25 protein-coding genes and 1 other RNA gene are annotated in these 26,997 nt (G+C 53.3%); 13 read left to right on the forward strand and 13 right to left on the reverse strand.

The window, feature by feature from the left end; translation table 11 throughout:
* Positions 1 to 14: 14 nt before the first annotated feature.
* Complete coding sequence (locus I6L53_RS11870) at positions 15 to 683, reverse strand: methionine ABC transporter permease (RefSeq protein WP_042319288.1); 669 nt, start codon at positions 681 to 683, stop codon at positions 15 to 17.
* The gene (locus tag I6L53_RS11875) at positions 676 to 1,698 is read right to left on the reverse strand and encodes a methionine ABC transporter ATP-binding protein (protein ID WP_042319289.1); all 1,023 of its coding nucleotides are present in this window, start codon (positions 1,696 to 1,698) and stop codon (positions 676 to 678) included. Before I6L53_RS11875 ends, I6L53_RS11870 begins: the two co-directional genes overlap by 8 nt.
* A gap of 285 nt (positions 1,699 to 1,983) precedes the next feature.
* On the opposite strand from I6L53_RS11875, the gene ynhH reads away from it, so the two are divergent.
* The 3 genes from ynhH to lpp all read left to right on the forward strand — a co-directional run bounded on the left by ynhH (position 1,984) and on the right by lpp (position 4,180).
* On the forward strand, positions 1,984 to 2,214 hold the full coding sequence (gene ynhH, locus I6L53_RS23830; RefSeq protein WP_419762348.1) for a protein YnhH: 231 nt from the start codon (positions 1,984 to 1,986) through the stop codon (positions 2,212 to 2,214).
* A 7-nt stretch (positions 2,215 to 2,221) separates the two neighbouring features.
* The gene (gene pykF / locus I6L53_RS11880) at positions 2,222 to 3,634 is read left to right on the forward strand and encodes a pyruvate kinase PykF (protein WP_217124945.1); all 1,413 of its coding nucleotides are present in this window, start codon (positions 2,222 to 2,224) and stop codon (positions 3,632 to 3,634) included.
* A gap of 309 nt (positions 3,635 to 3,943) precedes the next feature.
* On the forward strand, positions 3,944 to 4,180 hold the full coding sequence (lpp, locus tag I6L53_RS11885; RefSeq protein ID WP_001082307.1) for a murein lipoprotein Lpp: 237 nt from the start codon (positions 3,944 to 3,946) through the stop codon (positions 4,178 to 4,180).
* A gap of 67 nt (positions 4,181 to 4,247) precedes the next feature.
* Here lpp and ldtE read toward each other — a convergent pair whose 3' ends face one another.
* The 8 genes from ldtE to I6L53_RS11925 all read right to left on the reverse strand — a co-directional run bounded on the left by ldtE (position 4,248) and on the right by I6L53_RS11925 (position 12,202).
* Positions 4,248 to 5,243 (reverse strand): L,D-transpeptidase LdtE, encoded by a 996-nt coding sequence (ldtE, locus tag I6L53_RS11890; RefSeq protein ID WP_042319292.1) that lies wholly within the window; start codon positions 5,241 to 5,243, stop codon positions 4,248 to 4,250.
* 98 nt (positions 5,244 to 5,341) lie between these two features.
* On the reverse strand, positions 5,342 to 5,758 hold the full coding sequence (gene sufE, locus I6L53_RS11895; protein WP_042319293.1) for a cysteine desulfuration protein SufE: 417 nt from the start codon (positions 5,756 to 5,758) through the stop codon (positions 5,342 to 5,344).
* Between the two features lie 12 nt (positions 5,759 to 5,770).
* On the reverse strand, positions 5,771 to 6,991 hold the full coding sequence (gene sufS, locus I6L53_RS11900) for a cysteine desulfurase SufS (protein ID WP_042319294.1): 1,221 nt from the start codon (positions 6,989 to 6,991) through the stop codon (positions 5,771 to 5,773).
* Positions 6,988 to 8,259 carry a Fe-S cluster assembly protein SufD gene (sufD, locus tag I6L53_RS11905; RefSeq protein ID WP_042319295.1) on the reverse strand — a complete coding sequence of 424 codons (1,272 nt, stop codon included), beginning with the start codon at positions 8,257 to 8,259 and terminating at the stop codon, positions 6,988 to 6,990. The genes sufS and sufD overlap by 4 nt, the downstream gene beginning before the upstream one ends.
* Entirely contained in the window at positions 8,234 to 8,980 is a 747-nt protein-coding gene (sufC, locus tag I6L53_RS11910) for a Fe-S cluster assembly ATPase SufC (RefSeq protein ID WP_042319298.1), read from the reverse strand. The genes sufD and sufC overlap by 26 nt, the downstream gene beginning before the upstream one ends.
* A 9-nt stretch (positions 8,981 to 8,989) precedes the next feature.
* On the reverse strand, positions 8,990 to 10,477 hold the full coding sequence (sufB, locus tag I6L53_RS11915; protein WP_042319300.1) for a Fe-S cluster assembly protein SufB: 1,488 nt from the start codon (positions 10,475 to 10,477) through the stop codon (positions 8,990 to 8,992).
* A gap of 8 nt (positions 10,478 to 10,485) precedes the next feature.
* Positions 10,486 to 10,854 carry a Fe-S cluster assembly scaffold SufA gene (gene sufA / locus I6L53_RS11920; protein WP_042319301.1) on the reverse strand — a complete coding sequence of 123 codons (369 nt, stop codon included), beginning with the start codon at positions 10,852 to 10,854 and terminating at the stop codon, positions 10,486 to 10,488.
* 460 nt (positions 10,855 to 11,314) lie between these two features.
* A complete protein-coding gene (locus I6L53_RS11925) occupies positions 11,315 to 12,202 on the reverse strand; it encodes a LysR family transcriptional regulator (RefSeq protein WP_042319302.1) in 888 nt (295 codons plus the stop codon).
* A gap of 124 nt (positions 12,203 to 12,326) precedes the next feature.
* On the opposite strand from I6L53_RS11925, the gene I6L53_RS11930 reads away from it, so the two are divergent.
* On the forward strand, positions 12,327 to 13,178 hold the full coding sequence (locus I6L53_RS11930) for a Vmh family MBL fold metallo-hydrolase (protein WP_042319304.1): 852 nt from the start codon (positions 12,327 to 12,329) through the stop codon (positions 13,176 to 13,178).
* Between the two features lie 69 nt (positions 13,179 to 13,247).
* Here I6L53_RS11930 and I6L53_RS11935 read toward each other — a convergent pair whose 3' ends face one another.
* The 3 genes from I6L53_RS11935 to ydiJ all read right to left on the reverse strand — a co-directional run bounded on the left by I6L53_RS11935 (position 13,248) and on the right by ydiJ (position 16,999).
* On the reverse strand, positions 13,248 to 13,436 hold the full coding sequence (locus I6L53_RS11935; protein ID WP_042320056.1) for a YdiH family protein: 189 nt from the start codon (positions 13,434 to 13,436) through the stop codon (positions 13,248 to 13,250).
* 99 nt (positions 13,437 to 13,535) lie between these two features.
* On the reverse strand, positions 13,536 to 13,946 hold the full coding sequence (menI, locus tag I6L53_RS11940; RefSeq protein ID WP_042319307.1) for a 1,4-dihydroxy-2-naphthoyl-CoA hydrolase: 411 nt from the start codon (positions 13,944 to 13,946) through the stop codon (positions 13,536 to 13,538).
* Positions 13,943 to 16,999, reverse strand: a complete 3,057-nt coding sequence (ydiJ, locus tag I6L53_RS11945) for a D-2-hydroxyglutarate dehydrogenase YdiJ (protein ID WP_042319308.1) — start codon at positions 16,997 to 16,999, stop codon at positions 13,943 to 13,945. Before ydiJ ends, menI begins: the two co-directional genes overlap by 4 nt.
* Before the next feature lie 205 nt (positions 17,000 to 17,204).
* Here ydiJ and ydiK point away from each other — a divergent pair, with 205 nt between their 5' ends.
* The 9 genes from ydiK (at position 17,205) to I6L53_RS11990 (ending at position 26,939) form a co-directional block, all read left to right on the forward strand.
* Positions 17,205 to 18,317: an AI-2E family transporter YdiK gene (ydiK, locus tag I6L53_RS11950; protein WP_042319311.1), complete on the forward strand. Its 1,113-nt coding sequence runs from the start codon at positions 17,205 to 17,207 to the stop codon at positions 18,315 to 18,317.
* Between the two features lie 186 nt (positions 18,318 to 18,503).
* Positions 18,504 to 18,611, forward strand: an RNA gene (rprA, locus tag I6L53_RS11955) — antisense sRNA RprA.
* Between the two features lie 546 nt (positions 18,612 to 19,157).
* Positions 19,158 to 19,514 carry a YdiL family protein gene (locus tag I6L53_RS11960; RefSeq protein WP_042320058.1) on the forward strand — a complete coding sequence of 119 codons (357 nt, stop codon included), beginning with the start codon at positions 19,158 to 19,160 and terminating at the stop codon, positions 19,512 to 19,514.
* 130 nt (positions 19,515 to 19,644) lie between these two features.
* On the forward strand, positions 19,645 to 20,862 hold the full coding sequence (locus I6L53_RS11965) for an MFS transporter (protein ID WP_042319314.1): 1,218 nt from the start codon (positions 19,645 to 19,647) through the stop codon (positions 20,860 to 20,862).
* Between the two features lie 246 nt (positions 20,863 to 21,108).
* Positions 21,109 to 22,353 carry an MFS transporter gene (locus tag I6L53_RS11970; protein ID WP_042319317.1) on the forward strand — a complete coding sequence of 415 codons (1,245 nt, stop codon included), beginning with the start codon at positions 21,109 to 21,111 and terminating at the stop codon, positions 22,351 to 22,353.
* Positions 22,354 to 22,376: 23 nt separating this feature from the next.
* Positions 22,377 to 23,243: a quinate/shikimate dehydrogenase gene (ydiB, locus tag I6L53_RS11975; RefSeq protein WP_042319319.1), complete on the forward strand. Its 867-nt coding sequence runs from the start codon at positions 22,377 to 22,379 to the stop codon at positions 23,241 to 23,243.
* A gap of 33 nt (positions 23,244 to 23,276) precedes the next feature.
* Positions 23,277 to 24,035 (forward strand): type I 3-dehydroquinate dehydratase, encoded by a 759-nt coding sequence (gene aroD / locus I6L53_RS11980; RefSeq protein WP_042319322.1) that lies wholly within the window; start codon positions 23,277 to 23,279, stop codon positions 24,033 to 24,035.
* Between the two features lie 143 nt (positions 24,036 to 24,178).
* On the forward strand, positions 24,179 to 25,774 hold the full coding sequence (locus I6L53_RS11985; RefSeq protein WP_042319324.1) for an acyl CoA:acetate/3-ketoacid CoA transferase: 1,596 nt from the start codon (positions 24,179 to 24,181) through the stop codon (positions 25,772 to 25,774).
* 13 nt (positions 25,775 to 25,787) lie between these two features.
* A complete protein-coding gene (locus I6L53_RS11990) occupies positions 25,788 to 26,939 on the forward strand; it encodes an acyl-CoA dehydrogenase (protein WP_042319326.1) in 1,152 nt (383 codons plus the stop codon).
* The last annotated feature ends 58 nt before the right edge of the window (positions 26,940 to 26,997 follow it).

The following is a 26,997-nucleotide window of genomic DNA, read 5'->3' on the forward strand; positions in this document are numbered from 1 at the left end:
GTTTCCGTATTTTATTAGCGTTTATCTAACAGAGAAGTGATCACATCGCCGCAGAACTGGATAATGAAGACAATAACCAGAATGGTCACCGTCGCCACCAGCGTGACGTCGTTGTGGTTGCGCTGGAATCCTTCCAGATAAGCCAGATTCCCTAAACCACCTGCCCCGATCACCCCGGCCATTGCGCTGTAACTGACCAGCGCAATCAGCGTCACGGTGATACCGGACACCAGAGCGGGTGACGATTCAGGTAACAAAACCCGAAAAATTAAGGTGCTCAGACGAGCCCCCATAGAACGTGTCGCTTCAATTACGCCCTTATCCACTTCACGCAGGGCGATCTCAACCAGACGCGCATAGAATGGCGCAGCCCCGACAATCAGCGCCGGTAACGCGGCGTTGGCGCCAAGAATGGTGCCGACCAGCGCTTTGGTAAACGGGATCAGCAGGACGATCAAAATGATGAACGGGATCGAGCGGAAGATGTTCACCACCAGAGAAATGCCGCTGTACAGCGCACGATTCTGGAACAGTCCGCCGCGTGCGGTCAGGAACAGCGCCAGTCCGAGGATAATGCCGAGCACAAAGGTGGCGACGCCGGAGAGCGCAGTCATATACAGCGTCTCCTGAGTGGCCGCAAAAAGTTGATCCCATTTCAGATGGGGAAACAGTTCCTCAGCCATGTTGAATCACCTCGCCGTCAATGCCGCTCTTTTGCAGGTCGTCCAGAATGTTATTAAGTTGCTCTTGCGAAGCCACCACGTGCAGCCACAACTGACCGAACACGCCGTGTGCCGTCTGGGTCATTTTTCCGTGCAGGATATTTAACGGCAGGCCGTAGCGAAGCGTCAGCTCACCGACGATCGGCTGATGCGTATTGTGGCCCGTAAACGTCAGCTTGATCACCGTGCCGCCCAGTTCGCTCGCCAGTTGCAAGTCAAATGCCTCTTCATCGGCATACTGCCCCACCTGGCGGACAAACTGACGGGTAATCGGCTGTTGTGGATGTGTAAAAACGCTCAACACGTCGCCTTCTTCCACCACCTGGCCGTTCTCCATCACCGCCACGCGATCGCAGATTTTGCGCACCACGTGCATTTCATGGGTGATCAGCACGATCGTGAGTTGGAAGCGACGGTTGATATCAAGCAGTAGTTCAAGAATCTGGTCGGTCGTCTGGGGATCCAGCGCTGACGTGGCTTCATCGCACAGCAATACATCCGGACTGTTTGCCAGCGCACGGGCAATGCCAACGCGCTGTTTTTGCCCGCCGCTCAGTTGTGATGGATACGCGTTTTCGCGCCCCGTCAGCCCCACCAGCTCAATCAGTTCTGCCACGCGCGCCTGAATTTTCGCTTTTGGCGCGCCTGCGATTTGCATGGAAAAGGCGATATTTTCGCGCACGGTGCGCGACCACAGCAGATTGAAATGCTGAAATACCATACTGATTTTCAGTCGCGCCTGACGCAACGACTCGCCGCGGGCGGCGGAAATCTCGTGACCGTTGATAGTCACACTGCCTGCAGTCGGCTTTTCCAGCCCGTTAAGCAGACGAATCAGAGTGCTTTTCCCGGCACCACTGTAGCCAATAATCCCGTAAATCTGCCCCTGCTCCACCGTGAGATTGACATTATCAACCGCGGTAATGGATAGCCGGCCTGGCGTAAACACTTTCGAAATATTTTTCAGGACAATCATGTCGTTTGGGTATCCGCTGCTGCTTATTGTTATCCTGCCAGCGCTTTCAGCTATTTAGCAGTATGGATGTCCAAACGAGTGTAATCAGGGTAATTTAGATTTGAAATGATTTAAAAGTCATTTGTTATAACTTGAAGTAATAAGACTGGTTGCGCAACACAGCCTGGTTTTTGCGTTTGCGCAATTGGCAGACACGACTTGTTTAATAACAATTTGTTGTGTAATTGCCTGGATGTATTCTGAAACACCGTTTCCATTTTCCTTTTGTGTAAATTTCAGCGTATAATGCGTGACAATTGTCACTTGAATGGTTTCAGCACATTGACCTGTCATACTCAGAGACTACAAAACGTCCCTTTCTGTCGGGCTGAAATACGAGCACACATTCCTCTGCACGCTCTATCGATGTCACCTATCCTTAGTGCGAGGCATCACAACTTTCGTAATACAGGTTTAACTTCCGGGCAGAGCGTCCAGGAAGTCGGCTTTCCATATCCTTCTCAACTTAAAGACTAAGACTGTCATGAAAAAGACGAAAACTGTTTGCACCATCGGTCCGAAAACCGAATCTGAAGAGATGTTAACCAAAATGCTGGACGCGGGCATGAACGTCATGCGTCTGAACTTCTCTCACGGTGATTATGCAGAACACGGTCAGCGTATTCAGAACCTGCGCAACGTGATGAGCAAAACCGGCAAGAAAGCCGCAATCCTGCTCGACACGAAAGGTCCGGAAATCCGTACCATTAAACTGGAAGGCGGTAACGACGTTTCCCTGAAAGCAGGTCAGACCTTTACGTTCACCACCGACAAATCCGTCGTTGGTAACAACGAAATCGTTGCGGTCACCTACGAAGGTTTCACCTCCGATCTGTCTGTTGGTAACACCGTACTGGTCGACGATGGTCTGATCGGGATGGAAGTCACCGCGATCGAAGGCAACAAAGTGATCTGTAAAGTGCTGAACAACGGCGACCTCGGCGAAAACAAAGGCGTTAACCTGCCAGGCGTCTCTATCGCCCTGCCGGCACTGGCTGAAAAAGACAAACAGGACCTGATTTTTGGTTGCGAACAAGGCGTTGACTTTGTTGCGGCCTCCTTTATCCGTAAACGTTCTGACGTTGTTGAAATCCGTGAGCACCTGAAGGCGCACGGCGGTGAGAAGATCCAGATCATCTCCAAAATTGAAAACCAGGAAGGCCTGAACAACTTCGACGAAATTCTCGAAGCGTCTGACGGTATCATGGTTGCGCGTGGCGACCTGGGCGTTGAAATCCCGGTTGAAGAAGTGATCTTCGCGCAGAAGATGATGATCGAAAAATGTATCCGCGCGCGTAAAGTCGTTATCACGGCGACACAGATGCTCGATTCCATGATCAAAAACCCGCGTCCGACTCGTGCTGAAGCGGGCGACGTGGCGAACGCCATCCTCGATGGCACCGATGCGGTTATGCTGTCTGGCGAATCCGCTAAAGGCAAATATCCGCTGGAAGCGGTCACCATCATGGCGACCATCTGTGAACGTACCGACCGTGTGATGACCAGCCGTCTGGACTTCAACAACGACAGCCGCAAACTGCGTATCACCGAAGCGGTTTGCCGCGGTGCAGTGGAAACCGCTGAAAAACTGGAAGCGCCGCTGATCGTTGTTGCCACTCAGGGCGGCAAATCTGCTCGCGCAGTCCGTAAATACTTCCCGGATGCCACCATTCTGGCACTGACCACCAACGAAGTGACTGCTCGTCAGCTGGTACTGAGCAAAGGCGTTGTGGCACATCTGGTGAAAGAAATCGCCTCTACCGATGATTTCTACCGTCTGGGTAAAGACGTTGCGCAGCAGAGCGGTCTGGCTCAAAAAGGCGACGTTGTGGTGATGGTTTCCGGTGCGCTGGTACCGAGCGGTACCACTAACACGGCATCTGTTCACGTACTGTAATAATTCTCGTGTGAATTAATTCGATAAAAAAAGCGCCCTCGCGGCGCTTTTTTTATTTTTCCAATAGCTACTATTAATAAAAAAGCAAATCGGATTGAGCTATCTAATTACAGATTATCTAAGACGAATCCGATGGAAGCAGCCTGTTTTCACTCAGTTTTTTAGCCCTTTTTGCCCATTTCGATGCTTCTTTGAGCGAACGATCAAAAATAAGCGTCTTCTCATCAAAAAAATATTCTCAACATAAAAAAGTTTGTGTAATACTTGTAACGCTACATGGAGATTAACTCAATCTAGAGGGTATTAATAATGAATCGTACTAAACTGGTACTGGGCGCGGTAATCCTGGGTTCTACTCTGCTGGCTGGTTGCTCCAGCAACGCTAAAATCGATCAGCTGTCTTCTGACGTTCAGACTCTGAACGCTAAAGTTGACCAGCTGAGCAACGACGTGAACGCAATGCGTTCCGACGTTCAGGCTGCTAAAGACGACGCAGCTCGCGCTAACCAGCGTCTGGACAACCAGGCTACTAAATACCGTAAGTAATAGTACCTGTGTAATAGAAATGGCGCACATTGTGCGCCATTTTTTTTGCCTCTCGTTTTTCTTCCCACTACTGCGTCTGCGTTCCTTCCTGTACTGAACCGTTCTGCGCTGACTGAACGGCAGGTGTTGCCACTGCGGCAGGCGTTTGCCCGATAGACACGGCCACCGGATACCCCGCGCGGCGGTACAGCGCTTTATCCACCAGACCGTCATCCACCTCTTTCGTCGCCTTAAACTGGCTGAAGCCGGCAGGCAGTACATACGGCATTGTCTGCACGTTTTGCTCTTCTTCCGGCGACAGGGGGCGATGAACCTCAACGTAGCGCAGGCCGTTCGGCTCTACGGAATATTTCACCGGTTCGTTAATCACTTTCACCGGCGTTCCCGTTCTGACCTGAGAGAACAGCGCTTTGATGTCCGGAGCGTTCATCCGAATACACCCGGAGCTAACGCGCAGACCAACGCTGTCAGGCTGGCTGGTGCCATGAATAAGATACTCACCGTTCCCGTGCGCCAGACGTAGCGCAAAGAGCCCCAGTGGATTATTGGGTCCGGCAGGAACGACCGGCGGCAACGTAATGCCGCGCTCCAGAGAGCGCTTACGAATGCCTGCTGTTGGCGTCCAGGTGGGATTCGGGATTTTCTGCCCAACCCGGGTTTCCATCACCGGCGTTTCCAGTCCCTGCAAGCCAATACCGATCGGATACACCTGGACGATATTTTCGCCAGGCGGATAGTAGTACAGCCGCAGTTCAGCCAGATTAACGATAATACCTTCACGCGGCGCGTCGGGCAGGAGTAGCTGCGACGGGATCGTGATGAGGGTGCCCGGCTTTGGCACAGGAGCAATGGTATTATTCGCCTCCAGAATGAGCATCGCGGCAGTATCAAAACGACGGGCAATGGCCTGAAGGTTTTTATCGCCTTCTTGTACCGTGTACGTTTGATTCTGCCCAACAAGACGACTTCCTGCTGGCGGTAAGGGATAATCCACCGCCCAGGCGGCCTGTAAGGCGCTGTAAGCGCCGATAAGCATTAGAGTAATAAGAGACGCGCGTTTCATACCTAACCTCCTGTATTCACTGGCGTAGCCAGAATGCTGATAATCCTGTAAGACAGTCCGGCTGCCTTACCTAACAGGATGAAAGCTGTCTATTGAGTTTAGCTAAGAGTTGCTGCTTTGGTACGGATCGCGCGAATCATCGCCTCCAGACCCTGTGAACGAGACGGCGTGAGATGCTGTGCGAGCGCCATCTGTTCAAACCACGGTCGCACATCAAAATTCACGATATCCTGAGCCGTCATCTGATGATACAGAATGAAGACGACCGCAATCAGTCCTTTCACAATGGCAGCATCACTGTCGCCCTGCAGTTCAATAACGCCTTGCGCATTCTGGCGCATCACTATCCAGACCTGACTCTGACATCCCTGAATCGTATTTTCAGGACAGCGATCCGCGGCGGCTATCTCCGGCAGTCGCTGTCCCAGTTCAATGATGTACAGATACTTCTCTTCCCAATTAGCGCAACGCTGAAAATTACGCAACAATTTTTCTTTATCCGGCAGCGCGGCCATAGTGCCTCCCTGTTATCCCAGTAAGCGATGAATACGTTGCAAACCTGTGACCAGGCGATCCACTTCTTCATGGGTGTTATACATTGCCAGCGACGCCCGACACATCGCGGGTACCTGATAAAAAGCCATCAGCGGCATCGCGCAGTGGTGTCCGGTCCGCACGGCAATCCCGTAATTATCGAGAAAACTGCCGACGTCATAAGCGTGATGTTTCCCGAGATTAAAGGCAATCACGCCCAGCCGGTCAGTCGGCCCGTACAGCGTGAGATCCGGTACCGTCGCCAACTGCTCCAGCGCATAGTGCATCAGGTTCTGTTCGTATTCGGCAATCGCCTCCAGCCCCAGCGCTGAGACATATTCCAGCGCCGCGCCAAAACCGATAATCCCGCCGGTATTCGGCGTTCCCGCCTCGAAGCGCCACGGCGCTTTCGTCCAGGTGGTGCCCTGCGTCAGGCTGACAGTGGCGATCATCGATCCTCCCCCCTCCCACGGCGGCATCTGTTGCAACAACGCCTCTTTGACATAGAGCACGCCAATACCGGTCGGACCATACAGCTTGTGGCCCGAGAAAACGTAGAAATCGCAGTCCAGCGCCTGAACGTCTACCGGGTGGTGCATCACCGCCTGCGCACCGTCCACCAGCACCTTAGCGCCATGCTGATGCGCCAGCGCGGTCATTTCGGCGATCGGGTTTTCGCTGCCCAGCACGTTTGAGACATGGGTAATCGCCAGCAGTCGGGTTTTCTCATCAAACAAGGTGGGCAGGATCTCTTGTTGCAATGTACCGTCGGCGTTCAACGGGATCACCCGCAGCTCGGCCCCCACACGCGCGCACAGCATCTGCCACGGCACAATGTTGGCATGGTGCTCCATCTCGCTGATGATGATGTTATCGCCCGCATGGACGTTCTCTGGTCCCCAACTGTTGGCAACCAGGTTAATGCCCTCCGTCGTGCCACGCACAAACACCAGTTCTTCCGCCGAGTGCGCATTAATAAACAGCGACGCCAGCTTGCGCACATTTTCCATTTTTTCGGTCGCCTGGGCGCTGAGGGTGTGGATCCCCCGGTGCACCGCCGCATAACCGTGACGATAAAACTCGGCTTCCGCGTCAATCACCTGCGCGGGTTTTTGTGCGCTGGCGGCGCTGTCGAGATACGCCAGCGGCAGGCCGTTCACTTCACGCGTGAGGACGGGGAAATCCGCACGCACTTTATCGATGGGAAATGTCATGCTACGCCTCCCGGCAGGCGCTGACCGATCCGCGCCAGCACCTGGTGTTTCAGCGCCTCGTCGCTCAACGCTTCCGTCAGTTCCGCGGCAAAGGCATAAAGGATCATCTGCTGCGCATCCCGCTGAGCTATCCCGCGCGAGCGCAGATAGAACATTTGCTCGTCGTCAATGCGCCCTATCGTCGCTCCGTGACTGCACTTCACGTCATCAGCGTAGATTTCCAACTGCGGTTTGGTATCCACCTCCGCGAGCTTCCCGAGCAGCAGATTGTTGTTCGTCATCTGCCCGTCCGTTTTGATCGCGTGTTGGGCAACGTTAATCAGCCCGTTAAACACCGCCCGCCCTTTATCGCTGACGATAGTTTTATGCAGCTGTCGGCTGTTGCAGTAGCCCTGGTTGTGCTCAAGCCAGGTACGGGTATCGCAGACTTCATTTTTCACCGGCATCGCCAGGCTGTTGATCCTGAGCGTCGTGTTCTCCCCATTTAGCTGTGTGCTGGTGTTATGACGCAGCACCGCATCGCCGAGCAGAAAACTGTGACTGTGGGCGGAGGCATCCGCCGCCAGCAATATATCGTTATGAGCGAAGTGATGACTGAGCGGGTTTTCAAACGCCAGCTTGATGTGGCGCAGGTGCGCATTTGCCGCCACGTTCATGGTCAGGCGCGCGCCGGTGAAATGTCGGGCATCGTTCAGACTGACGTAATGTTCAATTATCGTTGCTTCCGCGCCTTCCGCCAGCTCCAGATGATGACGATAGTGCGCCGTGTTCACCTCCTCAGCGGATACGCCCTGGGTGATATGCATCAGCAGCAGCGGTTGTACCGGGCGCTGATTGCGCTTAACGCGGATATGCGTCACGCTACGCGCCAGGCTTTCTGTGAGATGCAAGAACACCTCCGGCTGTATCGCGTCCGGCAGGGTCTGGCGCTCATCGTTGATCGCCACCTCAAAACCGCTGTTCTCCCAGTTGTCGCTGAGCGCCTGGCTGAACTGGCCGTCGACAAACACCAGCCGCAGCGCCTCAACGTTGAGCGCTAACGCATCGCGCTGCGCCAGGGTGACATCGGCGTAGCGGCTGACGAACAGGCTGTTGGAGAGCCCTTCCAGCGGCGTGTACTTCCAGTTCTCATGCTTACGCGTCGGCAGCCCCAGGCGCAGAACCTGCTGGAGATGCTGCTGCGCCTGCTGTGAGCGCGTCTCGCCCTGTGCTTCAAACAGATGATGCCATTGTTGTAACGCATTACTGCTGTTCGGTAAGCCAGCCATATCCCTGCTCCTCCAGTTGTTTGACCAGCGTGAAATCGCCAGACTTCACAATCCGTCCCTGATACAGGACGTGGACAAAATCAGGTTTGATATAGTCAAGAATACGCTGATAGTGAGTGACAATAATGAATGAGCGCTTACCGTCACGCAGTGAGTTAACCCCATCGGCAACCACTTTCAAGGCATCAATATCCAGCCCGGAATCCGATTCATCAAGAATACACAGTTCCGGCTCCAGCACCGCCATTTGCAGAATGTCGTTGCGTTTCTTCTCGCCGCCGGAAAAGCCGACATTCACCGAGCGGGTTAGCAGGTCTTCCGGCATCTTCAACAGCGCGATTTTCTCTTCCATCAGGTCCTGAAAATCGAAGCGATCGAGCGATTCCTTGCCGCGATAAGTGCGCACCGCATTGAGCGCCGTTTGCAGGAAAAACTGATTGCTGACGCCGGGGATTTCCACCGGATACTGGAAGGCCATAAAGATGCCTTCGCCCGCTCGCTCTTCCGGCGCCAGATCGAGCAGGTCTTTCCCTTTAAACGTCACCGACCCGCCGGTGACTTCGTAATCTTCACGCCCTGCCAGCGTCGCAGAGAGCGTACTCTTCCCGGAGCCGTTCGGTCCCATAATGGCATGCACTTCCCCTGGACGAACCTCGAGACTCAACCCGCGCAGGATCGCTTTCTCTTCCACACTGACCTGTAAATCTTTAATCGTTAACATGTTGCTTCCTTAACCGACGCTGTGTTCAAGGCTAATGGCTAATAATTTTTGCGCTTCGACGGCAAACTCCAGCGGCAATTCAGAGAACACGTCCTTACAGAAGCCGTTGACGATCATCGAGATCGCATCCTCTTCGCTGATGCCGCGCTGCAGGCAGTAGAACAGCTGATCTTCCCCAATCCGTGAAGTGGTTGCCTCATGCTCCAACTGCGCGCTGTTGTTCCGGCATTCGACATACGGGAAGGTATGCGCCCCACAGTCGGCGCCAATCAGCATCGAGTCGCACTGGGTGAAGTTACGGGCATTGGTGGCCGTTGGCATGATTTTGACCAGACCACGATAGCTGTTCTGACTGTGTCCGGCAGAAATCCCCTTCGAGATAATGGTCGACCGGGTGTTCTTGCCGATGTGGATCATCTTGGTGCCGGTATCTGCCTGCTGATGCCCGCTGGTCAGCGCCACCGAATAAAACTCGCCGATGGAGTTGTCGCCGCGCAGAATGCAGCTTGGGTATTTCCAGGTAATGGCCGATCCGGTCTCCGACTGGGTCCACGACATTTTGCTGTTCTCACCTTCGCACAGCGCGCGTTTGGTGACGAAGTTCAGAATACCGCCGGTGTTGTTATCCCCAGGGAACCAGTTCTGAACGGTGGAGTATTTCACCTCGGCGTCTTTGTGGATGATCACTTCCACTACCGCCGCGTGCAGCTGATAGCTATCGCGCACGGGTGCTGAACAGCCTTCGATATAGCTGACATAACTGCCTTCATCTGCTATCAGGATCGTGCGCTCAAACTGTCCGGTCTTCTCGGCGTTGATGCGAAAGTAAGTGGAAAGCTCCATCGGACAGCGCACGCCTTTCGGCACATAGATAAAGGTGCCATCAGAGGCGACCGCCGCATTCAGCGCGGCGAAGAAGTTATCGTTGCCGGGTACGACGGTGCCAAGATACTGTTTCACCAGTTCGGGATGATCGTGAATCGCTTCGCCGAAAGAGCAGAATATGATCCCCTGTTCCGCCAGTTTTTCACGATAGGTGGTGGCGACGGAAACGGAGTCAAAGATGGCGTCAACTGCCACCTCACGGCCTTCACGCACCGGCACGCCGAGCTGTTCAAAGGCAGCCTCTACCTCTTTACTGAGAAAAGCGTTCGCCCCGGTTTGCTGTACCGCTCCCGGTTCCGACGCGCAGGTCTCATCACAATTCCCGCATGAAGGCGCGGAATAGTAGCTGTAGTCCTGATAATTCAGCGTCTCATAGTGCGCTTTTAACCAGTGCGGCTCCGGCATGTCGACCCAGGCTCTGTACGCATTGAGGCGAAATTCCAGCATCCACTCCGGCTCATTACGTTTGGCCGATATGGCACGAACCACCTCTTCGTTAATCCCTTTCGCCAGCTCATCCGTTTGCAGTTGGGTAAAGAAACCCTCTTTGTAATTCAGGGGGCCACCGGTCCAGGTTTTGACATCGTCAGTTGCTTCAGTATTACGAGACATAGTACCGCCTATACCCCAAAGCTTTCGCCGCACCCGCATTCGTTCTGGGCTTTCGGGTTATGAAATTTGAATAACTGGTTTAATCCTTCGCGAACGTAATCCACTTCCGTGCCGTCGATAAACGGCATCGCCTGTAGCGGGACATAGAGCTTCGCGCCCTCCGTCTCGAACAGCAGATCGTCTTTTTCCGGCTCGCTGACGGTATCCAGCACGTAGCCAAAACCGGCGCATCCCGTCTGCTTAACGCCCAGGCGCACGCCCAGCATGCCGGGCTGCTTTGCGACCAGTTCGCGAATATGCGCCGCTGCCGCAGGGCTCAATGTCAATCCGCGCCAGGCGAAATCGTCCGGATCAAATGTTCCTGAATGCAATTCCATAGGGTTACCTCGCATAATGAGCCATCAGGCTATAACACCATGTTAGTGATAACGATTCTCACTTCAACCCCTCAACAGCAGGGGCATTCCGGCGTTTCACCCTTTTTGAGCACTTTTATTAAGCATAGACCCTGCCACGCGGGTTAAGAGGAATGGATGAATTTGTTCAATGCATTGATTAATAATGACTTTAACGTTCATCATCGACCGGACTGGTCAAAACAGTAAAGATGTATAGAAAATGACTATTTCAGGAATAGGGATGACATGGGAAGGGTGAAAGCACAGAAAAACAAAACCCTTAAGGTTGTCAGTAACAGCCTTAAGGGTTCCGGCCCCATCCGGCGCTTATCTCCGGCACTCACGATGGCTTAGCTCTTGAAGGGGCGATAAGAATAATCTCATACTGCCGGAGGTCATTTTTAACACAAATTGCTATCCCGCACTTTTTTGTGTCGGATCAATTATGTGCGTTCGACATCGTTTCCTGGATTGCCTCCAGAAACAGCCGAAGCCCGACTGGCTGATGTTCACGGGAAAGATACAGACCGTATACGGCAAGGCGCCGGGGTTGCAGCATCGGCAGGAGGCGTACCAGCCGCCCCTGCGCCAGCCCTTCACGCGCTTCCTTTTCCGGCACCAGCGCGATCCCCATGCCTGCCAACGCAGATTCGCACAACAGCGACGAGATCCCGGCGCTGAGATTCCCCTTTATCGCCACTGAAACCGCCTCGCCCTGCTCGTCGAGAAAATGCCACGATTTTCCGGCAAACCCGCTGTAATACAGGCAGTTATGCTGAGCGAGATCCTCCAGCGTCTGCGGGATACCGTGCTGGTGCAAATACCCCTCTGACGCGCACAGAACCGATTCGCAGTCGCCGAGTCGACGGGCAATCACACCGGGTTCAGGATTATCGGTAATGCGAATCGCGACATCAATGCGTTCTCCGACCAGACTGACCGGCTGATTGTTTATCTCAACTTCAATGCGCAGTTCCGGATACCGCGCTAAAAAACCCGGCAGCACCGGCGCGAGAATATGCATTGCCGTAAAGTGCGCACATGCGACGCGCAGCGTTCCTGAAGGAATAACCGCCCCCGATCCCGCCCCAATCGCCTGGGAAAGTTGCGCCAGCGTTCGCGTCTTCACCAGCGCCTCTTCTCCGGCGGGTGTAATCGTCAGCTTGCGTGATGAGCGATGAATTAACCGCGCGCCAGCCCATTTCTCCATCTCGTCCAGATAGCGGCTCACCATCGGTCGGGAGAGGCCCAGCGCCCGCGCCGCTGCACTCAGGCTGCCTAAATCGCAGATATGATTGAATACCGTTGCCGCCATCACTCTGTCCATCGCTATCCCATCCGATCGTTTTATGAAACTCAGCATGTCCTGATACAGGAATTCTAACAGATCTGAATTTCCTTAAAATACAGGCCACACGTAAGACAATTTCATCTGCATAAGGTTATCCCTCATGAAAAGTAAACTGCTGGCCCTGTTGTTATCCGCTGTCGCCTCTCCACTGTTTGCCGCACCGCTGCAACTTGACGTCTATAACCCGCAGGAAAACGCCATTTTCCCTGTTTCTTCAACGCTGGTATCCGGCCCGACGGAAGCGATATTGTTTGATGCACAGTTCAGCCCTAAAGACGGGGCAAAACTGGTGGAGATGATTAAATCCCGCGGCAAAACACTGAAGGCCATCGTGATTACCTCCGGCGATCCAGATTTCTATTTCGGCCTGGAGCCGATTGTGAAGGCCTTTCCTGACGTGAAGGTGCTGGCGACACCATCGGTTGTTGAGCATATTCGCGCCACCAAAGAGGCTAAGTTGCAGTACTGGGGACCACAGATGAAAGAGGGGGCGCCAACGACGCTGATTGTTCCACAGGCAATCACGGAGACGCGTTTTAGCGTGGATGGCGAAACGCTGGAACTGCGTCATCCAAATGAATACGCAGCGTATGTCTGGGTGCCGGCTAATCGGGCGATCCTGGGCGGTACGGGCGTGGCGGCAGGCATTCACGTCTGGACGGCTGACACCCAGACACCAGAGCTACGCGCATCCTGGCGTAATACGCTGACTGAAATGCAAAATCTCAAACCAACAGAGGTCATTCCCGGCCATTACCTGGGGCAGCGCCCAGCAGGGGATCGCGCTATCCGCTTCACGCAGGATTACCTGCAATCGTTTGAACAGGCGCTGGCGTCGAAACAAGGTTCGACCTGGGTCATTAAGACGATGAAAGCCGCGTGGCCGGGACTGGCAGATGAGGGGTCGCTGGAACTGAGCGCAAAAGTGAATTCAGGCGAGATGACGTGGTAATACCCTCAGCAAGAGCCAAAAAAAACCCGACATCGTTGTCGGGTTCTCTTTACGCCAGCAATCACAGAATCAATGAACGCCAAGGCGCCAGGCAAAATAGATCTCTTCTTTCAATTCAGTAGAAGAGAGCGTCAGTAAATCGGTAAATTCGAGCTCAAGTTGTTTCAGTTTTTTAAGGTATTGGGCTGGAGAGAGCTCTGTTTTATCACGACGTAAAAACTCAATTGCCAGTTGGGCCGGGTCTAGTTGGCTAGTCATATCATCCTCGCTTATGGTCAAAACCTGCACAGTATATCACCTTTTACTGCGCAGATTATGACCAAAAGCAATAGGGATCACATTTTTCAGGTGACAACGTCACACAACGGCCGTTGTCAACCTCGAGGTACAGCAGAGGCGATGTTGCTCGTCGTAGATGTCTATCTGCCAGACCTGATGCCTGGAGCCGGTATGAATCGCTTTACAGATCCCCTTCACGCGCCCTTGTCGTGCGGAACGAACGTGGTTCGCGTTGACCTCCAGCCCCACTACCTTCTGCTCGCCCTGAGTACACAGGTAACCCGCGACAGAGCCAATGCTTTCTGCGAGTACGACGGAAGCGCCGCCATGTAGCAGGCCAAACGGCTGCTTCGTGCGCCCGTCAACGGGCATTGACGCTTCAAGCGTATCGTCGCCGATGTGCTCAAAGCGAATATCCAGCAGGCCAACCATGTTGCCTTCGCCCATGGCATTGAGGGCATCAAGGGTCACTTCACGTTTCCAGATCATCCAATAATCTCCAGTAATGCCTGCACAGGATGGCGTACGCCTGTGCCTTCGACGCGTTTCACCTGACTGCGGCAGGAATATCCCGTCGCGAGGCAACGGTTACGTGGCAGTCGCTCCATCGCCTGGTGCCACGACAACTCGTAGATACCCAGCGAACTCGTATGGTTCTTCGCCTCATGCCCGTAGGTACCGGCCATACCGCAACACCCCACGCTGACATTTTCCAGTTTCGCGCCAAAGCGGGCAAAGATCGACGCCCATTGTGCAGGCGCGCCGGGCAGCGCGGTCACTTCGGTACAGTGACCGAAGAAATACCAGGATTCGCCGCTAACGTCACGCGGTTCGTGCGAGGCCAGCGCAGTCGCCAGCCACTCATTGGCGAGTTGGACATGGAAGTCGCCGCGCTGTTCACCGAGTGCAAGTTTGTACTCATCGCGATAGCAGAGCACCAGCGCCGGATCGACGCCAACCATTGGCATACCCAGTTTCGCCACGCGGTTCAAAAAATCAGCGGTCTTTTTCGCCGTCTTCGCAAAACGCGTCAGGAAGCCTTTGATGTGCTGCGCTTTGCCGTTTGGCGAAAACGGTAGCAGAACCGGCTGCATCCCCAGTTTTTCGACCAGACGGACAAAATCCGCCACGACCTGCGCGTCGTAATAGCTGGTGAACGGATCCTGCACCACCAGCACCGTATTGGCTTTCTGCGCATCCGTCAGCGCTTCAAGCTGTTCCAGCGTCATGTTCGCCGAGCGATGGCCGACCAGTTGCTGTTGCAGGGACGGCGTCGACAGCAACGGCAGATCGACCATGCCAATATGTTTTGCCGACAGCTTGCGTACCAGCGGCTGATTAATAAAGAAGTTGAAGGTCTTCGGCGCTCGCGCCATCAGCGGCGCATAGGTTTCGACCGTCGCCACCAGATGGTCGCGCAACGGGCGCAGGTAGCGAGTATGGTAAAGCTGAAGGAAGCGCGAGCGGAATTCCGGGACGTCGATCTTGATCGGACACTGGGTCGAACAAGCCTTACAGGCCAGACAGCCGGACATCGCCTCCTTCACTTCATGCGAGAAATCGTACTCGCCCTTGTTGGCATGCCAGGTGTTACGGGTGCGTGAAATCAAAGAGCGCAGACTGGGTCGTTTGCTCGCCAGCGCATTTTCCAGTCGAACCGGGTCAACACCGCGGTCCGCCAGCAGACGCAGCCATTCACGCACCAGCGTCGCGCGCCCTTTTGGCGAGTGAATGCGGTTAAGGCTGATTTTCATCGACGGACACATCGGACTCTTCGCATCAAAGTTAAAGCACAGACCGTTACCGTTACATTCCAGCGCGCCTCGCCAGGTCTGGCGCACGGCCAGCGGGATTTGTCGGTCCCAGGTACCCCGTTTGACCGCATCAACTTTCATCATCGGCGCGTCGATACCTTCCGGCGGACAAATTTTCCCTGGATTCAGCCGGTTTTGCGGATCGAACGCCGCTTTGACCTTCCGCAGTTCCGCAAAAAGCTCATCGCCGAAAAATGCCGGACTGTACTCAGCGCGGAAGCCTTTGCCGTGTTCGCCCCACAGCAGACCGCCATATTTCGCCGTCAGCGCCACCACCTCATCGGAAATTTGCTTCATCAGCATTTCCTGCTGCGGGTCGCACATATCCAGTGCAGGCCGCACATGCAGCACCCCGGCGTCGACGTGGCCGAACATGCCGTAGCTCAGGCCGTGGCTATCAAGCAATGCGCGAAATTCTGCGATGTAGTCGGCAAGATGTTCCGGCGGCACGCAGGTGTCCTCGGCAAACGGGATCGGTTTTGCCGCCCCTTTCGCATTTCCCAGCAGCCCCACAGCCTTTTTACGCATCGCGTAGATACGCTCAACGCCCGCCAGTTCAGTACATAACTGCCAGCCAATCACGCCCGCCTCTTCACGGGCAATCAGCTCATCCAGGCGCTCGCACAGGGACGCCACCTGTCCGTCGATCGCCGCTTCATCATCACCAGCAAATTCGACAATGTTCAGGCCAAGCATCTCTTTATCCGGGACGTCGGTAATCAGTTCGCTCACTGAATGCCAGACGATGTCTTCACGCGCCAGATTCAGCACTTTTGAGTCAACCGTCTCCACCGACAGCGCGCGCGCATCCACCATGAACGGCGCATTTCGCAGCGCGGAGTCAAAAGAATCGTATTTCACGTTCACCAGTCGGCGCACTTTCGGCAGCGGCGTGATGTCCAGTTGCGCTTCCGTAATGAACGCCAGCGTCCCTTCCGAACCGGTGAGAATCCGGGTCAAGTCGAATTTGCTCATGTCATCGTTAAAAACATGACGCAAATCGTAGCCCGTCAGGAAACGGTTCAGTTTGGGGAATTTATCAATGATTAACTGACGTTTTTCGCGGCAGCGCTCAAACACGGTGCGATAAATACGGCCAATGGCGGTGTTGCTCTGACCAAGCGTCTGTGCCAGTTCGACCGGCAGCGGCTGCGTGTCGAGAATATCGCCGCCCAGCAGCACTGCCCGCACGCCCAGCACGTGATCGGATGTCTTACCATAGACCAGCGACCCCTGTCCGGAGGCGTCGGTATTAATCATTCCGCCAAGTGTCGCCCGGTTACTGGTGGACAGTTCCGGAGCAAAAAAATAGCCATACGGCTTCAAATACTGATTCAGTTGATCTTTGATCACGCCGGCTTCAACCCGCACCCAGCCCTCTTCCGGGTTGATTTCAATGATGCGGCTCATATAGCGGGACATATCAACGATGATGCCCTGGTTCAGTGCCTGGCCATTGGTGCCAGTACCGCCGCCGCGTGGGGTGAAAATCAACGACGTAAAGCGTGGCTGCGCGGCCAGGCGGGCAATCAGCGCCACATCGGCCGTTGAACGGGGGAAAACCACGGCATCCGGGAGAAGTTGATAGATACTATTATCTGTCGACATCGTCAGACGATCGGCATAACTGGTCGCCGTATCGCCGGTAAATCCTTGTTGCTCCAGCTCTTGCAAAAAATTGAGCACCAGCTGAACGACGCCGGGTGCCTGAGAAATTTGTGGAATCATTATCGTGACCCTTTCCTGCGGTCTGTGTGTTGTCGGAGTTAATCGTTTGCATATTGTTGTATCACATTTTTTTCTAATACACCCAACAGAAATACTGGCAGAATCCGCCTGTCAAAAACCGCTGAAATTGCTCATCATTATGAGAGGTGTTTCACGCGGTCACGTCGCGTCAACGTTCTGACGCACTACATAGGTGAAAGAGTTTATGGTCAATATTCATCAGCCCAGGGATATCGCACAAGTGCTGCTGTCGGTGCTGTTTTTAGCCATCATGATTGTGGCGTGTCTCTGGATTGTTCAACCTTTTATTCTGGGCTTTGCCTGGGCCGGGACTATCGTCATCGCAACCTGGCCGGTTTTACTCCGCCTGCAAAAATTGCTCTGGGGCCGCCGTTCGCTGGCGGTTCTGGTGATGACCCTTTTATTAGTACTGCTGTTTGTGATCCCGATTGCGCTACTGGTTAACAGCATCGTTGATGGCAGTGGACCGCTGATTCACGCCGTTACGAGCGGCGACATGACGTTACCGGATCTGGCCTGGCTGAACAGCATTCCACTGGTCGGCGCGAAACTGTATGCCGGCTGGCATAACCTGCTGGATATGGGGGGCACGGCGATCATGGCGAAGGTGCGGCCGTACATCGGCACCACGACCACCTGGTTTGTTGGTCAGGCCGCTCACATTGGTCGCTTTATGATGCACTGTGGCCTGATGCTGCTATTCAGCGCCCTGCTGTACTGGCGTGGTGAGACGGTGGCGCTCGGTATTCGTCATTTTGCCTATCGTCTTGCCGCAAAACGTGGCGACGCGGCAATGCTGTTGGCCGCTCAGGCTATCCGTGCGGTGGCGCTGGGCGTGGTCGTCACTGCGCTGGTGCAGGCGGTGCTGGGTGGCATTGGTCTGGCCGTTTCCGGGGTACCGTACGCCACGCTCCTCTCCGTGGTGATGATTCTCTCCTGCCTGGTACAACTGGGGCCGTTACCGGTTCTCATTCCAGCCATTATCTGGCTTTACTGGACTGGCGATACCACCTGGGGAAGCGTGCTGCTGGCGTGGAGTTGCGTGGTAGGGACGCTGGATAACGTGATTCGCCCGATGCTGATCCGCATGGGTGCAGATTTGCCGTTGATTCTGATCCTCTCCGGCGTCATTGGCGGTCTGATTGCGTTTGGCATGATTGGTTTGTTTATTGGTCCGGTACTGCTGGCCGTTTCATGGCGACTGTTTTCCGCCTGGGTAAGCGAAGCGCCAGCACCAACCAGCAAGCCAGAGGAACTCCTCGAGGAACTGAACGAAATCGAAGGCCTTAAAAAATAAAACGATATCAGGCGACTCCGGTCGCCTGATTGTTTAATTTCGTTAATCAATCGCGTACCGCAACGTATCTGTAGCTCCGCTTACCACATCATCATCCCGGATTTGTGTCGCAAATTCTTTACAGTTTTTAAACTATTGAGACGAATCTGATCGACGCTAAAACGTCTGATACCCTACTATTAGCTCACGGTTATAGATCAAGGCATTGATTTATAAGCATGGAAATCCCCTGAGTGAAACAACGAATTGCTGTGTGTAGTCTTTGCCCATCTCCCACGATGGGCTTTTTTTTTATCTGATGGCGCGGTTTTTACACCCTCCGGATAATGTCTTCTCTGTTATTTCGTCAGTGGCGTTGTCAGCACCAGGCTGTCACCTCATCCCTCCAGCAGAATGGGAAGAATCTTAGGTAAGAAAAACATTGCCAACGCCTTCTCTTCTGTCTCGCGTACCGGTCACAGAATACATTTATTTCTCATTCTGCAAGGCTACATTCCTCATGCTTAACGCCGTCAGGACGTTCCAATAAAATTGCATCGTGAATCAGCTTGAATATGCGCGTTTTACTCTTTAATGATTAAGCGTTGAAACATTTCGCGATAACAGCGCTGACCCATTCTGCCTTGATTCACCTCGATTGATGCTGGTCCGCGGGATGTTTTTTATTCTTCCACCTGACATGCCTTTTTTTGTCGGTGATACATTTTTCCCGGTTATTTTCTGCATTCACATATTTATAACAAAGAATATTGCACAAGATATTGTGACTCTCTTCATGCCGAAATCTGCTTAATAGTGTTATTTATGCTTTATTGTTTTTTAATATGGGGTCATTCAATGATGAACGCTTATGAACTACAGGCATTACGTCAAGTTTTTGCAATGACCATTGAAGAGTGCGTGTCATGGATTGCACCAGATTATAATGCCGCCATCTGGCAGCAGTGGGAAAATGGCGAATGTGAACTGCCTCCCGCAGTTGTTGAAACGCTGCTGGAAATGCGCAGAAAAAGAAAACTACGTATTAATGCCATTATAGAGAAGATAAACAATCGCATTGGCAATAATACTATGCGTTTCTTTTCTGATTTAACCGATTTCCAGTCAGTCTATCGTGATGGCAGTTTTCTTGACTGGAAAATTTATCAATCCGTTGCTGCCGAACTCTATGCCCACGACCTGGAACGATTGTGTTAGACCACGTATTCCCTGCCACTGGCGATTCATACTAAGAAACTTCAAATAAACAGACTGATTATACTTTTTAAGGCACGGGTATTTAACCCGTACCAGGGAAAATCATTAGCAATTTCGCTGAGCAGGCATCATGAAAAATCACTATTTCCCCACCGCGATGGGGCTGTATCTCAATTACCTGGTGCATGGCATGGGAGTCATCCTGATGAGTCTCAACATGGCATCCCTCGAACAACAGTGGCAGACAAATGCCGCCGGTGTGTCTGTCGTGATCTCCTCATTAGGCATCGGGCGCTTAAGCGTTCTGTTTTGCGCCGGATTGCTGTCCGATCGATTTGGCCGCAGGCCCTTTATTATCCTGGGGATGCTCTGCTATGTGGCATTCTTTTTCGGCATCCTGACGACCCATAACATTATCATCGCTTATGCGTTCGGGGTTCTCGCCGGCATGGCGAACAGTTTTCTGGACGCGGGTACCTATCCCAGCCTGATGGAGGCCTTTCCCTCTTCACCGAGCACCGCCAATATCCTGATTAAGGCCTTTGTCTCCGGCGGACAGTTTTTACTCCCTATCATTATCAGTCTGCTCGTCTGGGCGGAACTGTGGTTTGGCTGGTCATTTATCGTTGCCGCTGCGATCATGTTGATTAACGGTCTGTTTTTACTGCGCTGCACCTTTCCGCCGCATCCGGGGCGTCGCGTCAAACCGGTCGCGCCGGCGCATGAACAACGACCGGCAGAAAAACATCGCTGCGCGCTTATCGACCTGGCCAGCTATACCCTGTATGGCTATATCTCAATGGCCACGTTTTATCTCATCAGCCAGTGGCTGGCGCAATACGGCCAGTTTGTCGCCGGCATGTCGTATACCCTGTCGATAAAATTACTGAGTATTTATACCTGTGGTTCGTTGCTTTGCGTATTGATTACCGCCCCGCTGGTACGCAAAACGGTACGTTCAACCACCTTGCTGATGCTGTACACCTTCGTCTCGTTTATCGCGCTGTTGACCGTGTGCCTGCATCCGACGATGTATGTTGTCATTGTCTTTGCCTTTGTGATCGGCTTTTCGTCAGCCGGAGGAGTGGTACAGATAGGCTTGACCCTGATGGCAGCTCGCTTCCCACATGCCAAAGGGAAAGCCACCGGCATTTATTACAGTGCAGGCAGCATTGCCACCTTCACAATCCCGCTGGTGACGGCCCATCTTTCACAAAGGAGCATCGCCGATATTATGTGGTTTGATACCGGTATTGCCGCCGTGGGTTTCCTGCTGGCGTTATTTATCGGCTATCGCAGTCGTCTCGAAACAAAACGTCAATTGCTGATATCACCTTTAGCGGAATAAGGCGGAATCCGCTACATGCAATATTGTTATCGCTGACTGCAATATAGTTTGTATAACGTCAATAACATCAGCAAAACGTCGCAGGAGAAGTGGGATTTCACACTTTCGTCTGCAAAATACCTGGTAATGAAAACGTCATGTTATGTAGTTCATGTCGTTGCACAGCCGTATATTAGTGAAAAATCGCCGGAGATAAAAATACTGGCGAAAACAGAATTAAATTAACCGGCAAGGAGCTTTGAAAAAATGTCACAGAATAAGGCCTTCAGTACGCCATTTTTCCTGGCGGTCATCTGTATTTATCTCAGCTATTTTCTCCACGGCATTAGCGTCATTACGCTGGCGCAAAATATGACCTCTCTCGCCGCTAAGTTTTCTACCGATAGCGCGGGGATCGCCTATTTAATTTCTGGTATCGGCCTGGGTCGTCTGGTCAGTATTCTGTTTTTTGGCGTCCTGTCGGATAAATTTGGTCGTCGGGCGATCATTCTGCTGGGCGCGGCGTTATACATTCTCTTTTTCTTCGGCATCCCTGCCAGTCCCAATCTGATGGTGGCCTTTGTGCTCGCCGTATGCGTTGGTGTAGCTAACTCTGCACTCGACACCGGAGGCTATCCGGCACTGATGGAATGTTTCCCGAAAGCGTCTGGCTCAGCGGTGATCCTGGTCAAGGCTATGGTCTCCTTCGGACAGATGCTCTATCCGATGCTGGTCGGCTATATGCTGCTCAACAATATCTGGTACGGCTATGGCGTGATCATTCCTGGCGTGCTGTTTGTGCTGATTACCCTGATGCTACTGCGCAGTAAATTCCCCGGCCAGTTGGTGGATGCCAGCGTCGCCAAAGAGTTGCCGCAGATGAACAGCAAACCGCTGGTCTGGCTGGAAGGGGTGGCTTCTGTCATGTTTGGCGTGGCCGCATTTTCTACCTTCTATGTCATCGTGGTCTGGATGCCGAAGTACGCCATGGCGTTCGCCGGAATGGAAGAAGCGGATGCGCTGAAAACCATCACGTATTACAGCCTGGGTTCACTGGTCTGCGTCTTTATATTTGCCGCACTGCTGAAAAAAATGGTTCGCCCCATCTGGGCTAATGTCTTTAATGCCGGACTGGCGACCGTGACCGCTGCCGTCATTTATCTCTGGCCGTCACCGCTGGTATGTAACGCGGGCGCGTTTGTGATTGGCTTCTCCGCAGCGGGCGGGATTTTACAGCTGGGCGTGTCGGTGATGTCGGAATTCTTTCCGAAGAGTAAAGCCAAAGTCACCAGCGTTTATATGATGATGGGCGGACTCGCGAATTTTGTTATTCCGCTGATTACCGGTTACCTCTCCACCATCGGCCTGCAATACATCATTTTACTGGATTTCGTTTTTGCCCTGTTGGCATTCATCACCGCCATTATCGTCTTTATTCGCTATTACCGGGTCTTCAATATTCCGCAAAACGATATCCGTCTGGGCGAACGTTATTTTTCAACAAAAAGTTAAGCGACAATTTAAGGAGTTATGTTATGGATGTAACCGCGAAATATGAACTGATCGGCTTAATGGCCTACCCCATCAGACACAGTCTGTCGCCTGAAATGCAAAATAAGGCGTTAGAGAAAGCCGGATTGCCGTTTACCTATATGGCCTTTGAGGTCGACAACAGCACCTTCGCGGGCGCTATCGAGGGGCTGAAAGCGTTAAAAATGCGCGGAACCGGCGTATCGATGCCTAATAAACAACTGGCCTGTGAGTTTGTAGATGAACTCACCCCTGCGGCGAAACTGGTGGGTGCCATTAATACTATCGTCAATGATGACGGTTATCTGCGCGGTTACAATACCGACGGCACAGGTCACATTCGCGCGATTAAAGAGAGTGGCTTCGATATCAGGGGTAAAACGATGGTATTACTGGGTGCCGGTGGTGCATCTACTGCCATCGGGGCGCAGGCGGCCATTGAGGGAATCAAAGAGATTAAACTCTTTAACCGTAATGATGAGTTCTTCCAGAAAGCGCTGGATTTCGCCAGGCGAGTGAATGAAAACACGGACTGCGTAGTGACAGTGACGGACCTTGCCGACCAGCAGGCCTTTGCGGACGCGCTGGCGACGGCGGATATTCTCACCAACGGCACCAAAGTCGGTATGAAGCCGTTAGAGAATGAATCCATCGTCAGCGACGCAAGTCTGCTACGTCCGGAACTGCTGGTCACCGAATGCGTTTACAACCCACATATGACGAAGTTACTGCAACAGGCGCAACAAGCCGGTTGCAAAACAATCGATGGTTACGGCATGTTGTTGTGGCAAGGTGCTGAACAGTTCAAACTGTGGACCGGAAAAGATTTCCCGCTGGAATACGTAAAACAGGTGATGGGGTTTGCGGCCTGACGGCCAGGAACTAAGACTGATAAAAGGTATTAAATGAAAACCGTAACCGTAAAAAACCTCGTGATTGGCGAAGGGGCTCCAAAAATAATCGTCTCGCTGATGGGCAAAGATATCGCCAGCGTCCGTTCAGAAGCGCAGGCCTATCGTGACGCGGATTTCGACATTCTGGAGTGGCGCGTTGACCATTTCACCGATGTTGCCTCTGCCGATGCCGTGCTGGAGGCTATCCGCGCGATCCGTGCCGAGATGCCTGTAACTCCCCTGCTGTTTACCTTCCGCAGCGCGAATGAAGGGGGTGAACAAGCTATTTCGACTGAGGCCTATATCGCACTGAATCGCGCGGCTGTCGACAGCGGTCTGGTGGATATGATCGATCTCGAACTGTTTACCGGTGATGAGCTGGTCAAGGCGACGGTTGACTATGCGCACAGCAAAAACGTCAACGTGATCATGTCCAACCATGATTTCCACAAGACGCCAGCAGAAGAAGAGATCGTGTCACGACTGCGCAAAATGCAGGAGCTGGGAGCCGATATTCCGAAGATCGCCCTGATGCCCCAGAGCCGTAGCGATGTTCTGACGCTGCTTTCCGCCACGCTGAAAATGCAGGAGCAGTACGCTGATCGTCCGGTGATCACCATGTCGATGTCGAAAACCGGTGTGATTTCGCGCCTGGCGGGTGAAGTCTTTGGTTCTGCCGCGACCTTTGGCGCGGTTAAAAAGGCCTCTGCGCCCGGACAAATATCCGTTAGCGACCTGCGTACGGTATTAACGATTTTACATCAGGCTTAATACGTTAAATAAAGGCGGGACGGTTTTCTCCCGCCGTAGAATATAAATTTCGCCCCACAATGAATATTTCACATGAATATTCAGCGAACCCCTGCGCCTGAATGTCTCTGCGTAGGGTTTCTGCCGGGCACCCAGGAGTTAATATGAAACCTGAAAGACCACCACGCGTTAATGGTCGCGTGCCTGTGCTCTCGGCCCAGGACGCGGTGAATTATATTAAAGATGAAGATGTATTATGTATATTAGGCGCTGGCGGCGGCATTCTGGAAGCCACCACCTTAATTACCGCATTAGCCGATAAATATAAACAAACGCAAACGCCGCGTAATTTATCAATTATCAGTCCGACCGGTCTGGGCGACCGCGCCGATCGCGGCATCAGTCCTCTGGCCCAGGAAGGGCTGGTGAAATGGGCTCTGTGCGGACACTGGGGCCAGTCGCCGCGCATTTCAGATTTAGCGGAACAGAATAAAATTGCCGCCTATAACTATCCGCAGGGCGTGCTGACTCAGGCGCTGCGCGCTTCAGCCGCCCACCAGCCAGGGATCCTCAGCGATATCGGGATTGGTACGTTCGTTGACCCGCGTCAACAGGGTGGCAAGCTCAATGAGGTCACTAAAGAAGATCTCATCAAGCTGGTGGAGATTGATAACAAAGAATACCTCTACTACAAAGCGATTGCGCCCACCGTGGCGTTTATCCGCGCCACCACCTGCGACAGCGAAGGCTACGCCTCGTTTGAAGATGAGGTGATGTATCTCGACGCGCTGGTGCTCGCTCAGGCGGTACACAACCACGGCGGCATCGTCATGATGCAGGTGCAGAAGATGGTCAAGAAAGCCACGCTGCATCCCAAATCCGTGCGTATTCCCGGTTATCTGGTGGATATCGTGGTTGTCGATCCTGACCAGACGCAACTGTACGGCGGCGCGCCGGTGAACCGTTTTATCTCAGGCGATTTCACCCTCGACGACAGCACTCAACTCTCCCTGCCCCTCAACCAGCGCAAACTGGTTGCCCGCCGTGCTCTGTATGAGATGCGTAAAGGCGCAGTGGGCAACGTCGGCGTCGGCATTGCGGATGGCATTGGGCTGGTGGCCCGAGAAGAAGGCTGTGCGGATGACTTTGTGCTGACCGTCGAAACCGGCCCCGTTGGCGGTATCACCTCACAGGGGGTAGCCTTCGGTGCAAACGTCAACACCCGCGCCATTCTTGATATGACCTCGCAGTTTGACTTCTACCACGGTGGAGGACTGGACGTTTGCTATCTGAGCTTTGCGGAAGTCGACCGTCACGGCAACGTCGGGGTACATAAATTCAATGGCAAAATCATGGGCACCGGCGGCTTTATCGATATCAGCGCCACCTCGAAGAAAATTGTTTTCTGCGGCACGCTAACCGCCGGCAGTCTGAAAACAGAGGTCGCCGACGGTAAATTAACCATCGTCCAGGAAGGCCGGGTGAATAAATTCATCAGCGAATTGCCGGAAATAACCTTCAGCGGAAAGATCGCGCTCGAGCGTGGGCTGGACGTGCGTTATATCACCGAACGCGCGGTATTTACGCTAAAAGAGGACGGTCTGCATCTTATTGAAATTGCCCCTGGGGTGGATCTGGAGCGCGATATTCTGGCCAAAATGGATTTCGCTCCGGTTATTTCGCCAGACCTGAAACTGATGGATGAAAGATTATTTATCGACGCCACCATGGGTTTTGAACTGCCGGAAGCGGCTAATTAAAAGGAGTACGATGATGGACTTTTCTTTAACCGAAGAGCAAGAGCTGCTGCTTGCCAGTATTCGGGAACTGATCACCAGCAATTTTCCGGAAGAATATTTCCGTACCTGCGATCAGACGGCGACCTACCCCAGAGAATTTATGCGCGCGTTGGCCGATAACGGTATTTCCATGCTGGGCGTACCGGAAGAGTTCGGCGGTATTCCGGCAGACTACGTGACACAAATGCTGGCCCTGATGGAGGTGTCAAAATGCGGCGCTCCGGCCTTTTTGATCACCAACGGTCAGTGTATTCACAGCATGCGTCGTTTCGGCTCGCCGGAACAACTGCGGAAAACGGCGGAAAGTACGCTGGAGACCGGTGACCCGGCCTATGCGCTGGCGTTAACCGAGCCGGGGGCGGGTTCTGATAACAACAGCGCCACCACCAGCTACACGCGCAAAGACGGCAAGGTTTATCTGAACGGCCAGAAGACATTTATTACTGGCGCAAAAGAGTACCCGTATATGCTGGTGCTGGCGCGCGATCCGGAACCGAAAGATCCGAAGAAGGCCTTTACCCTCTGGTGGGTGGAGTCCAACAAGCCGGGGATCAAAATCAACCCGTTGCACAAAATCGGCTGGCACATGCTCAGCACGTGTGAAGTCTATCTCGACAACGTCGAGGTGGATGAAAGCGACATGGTGGGCGAGGAAGGCATGGGCTTTCTCAACGTGATGTACAACTTTGAGATGGAACGCCTGATCAACGCCGCGCGCAGTACCGGTTTTGCCGAATGCGCCTTTGAGGATGCCGCGCGCTATGCCAACCAGCGCATCGCGTTTGGTAAACCGATTGGACATAACCAGATGATCCAGGAAAAACTGGCGCTGATGGCAATCAAAGTCGACAATATGCGCAATATGGTGCTGAAGGTTGCATGGCAGGCCGATCAGGAACAGTCGCTGCGTACCAGTGCCGCCCTGGCGAAACTGTACTGCGCCCGTACAGCGATGGAAGTGATTGACGATGCGATCCAGATTATGGGCGGGCTGGGTTATACCGACGAAGCGCGCGTCTCCCGATTCTGGCGCGATGTACGTTGCGAACGTATTGGCGGCGGAACGGATGAGATCATGATTTATGTCGCAGGTCGGCAGATCCTGAAGGATTATCAGAACAAGTAAACGCCTGGCCGGATACGGTGCACGCACCGCTATCCGGCAATTCGTCGGCTTATGGAGA

The sequence above is a fragment of the Citrobacter farmeri genome, assembly GCF_019048065.1.
GTDB classification, from domain to species: Bacteria; Pseudomonadota; Gammaproteobacteria; order Enterobacterales; family Enterobacteriaceae; genus Citrobacter_A; species Citrobacter_A farmeri.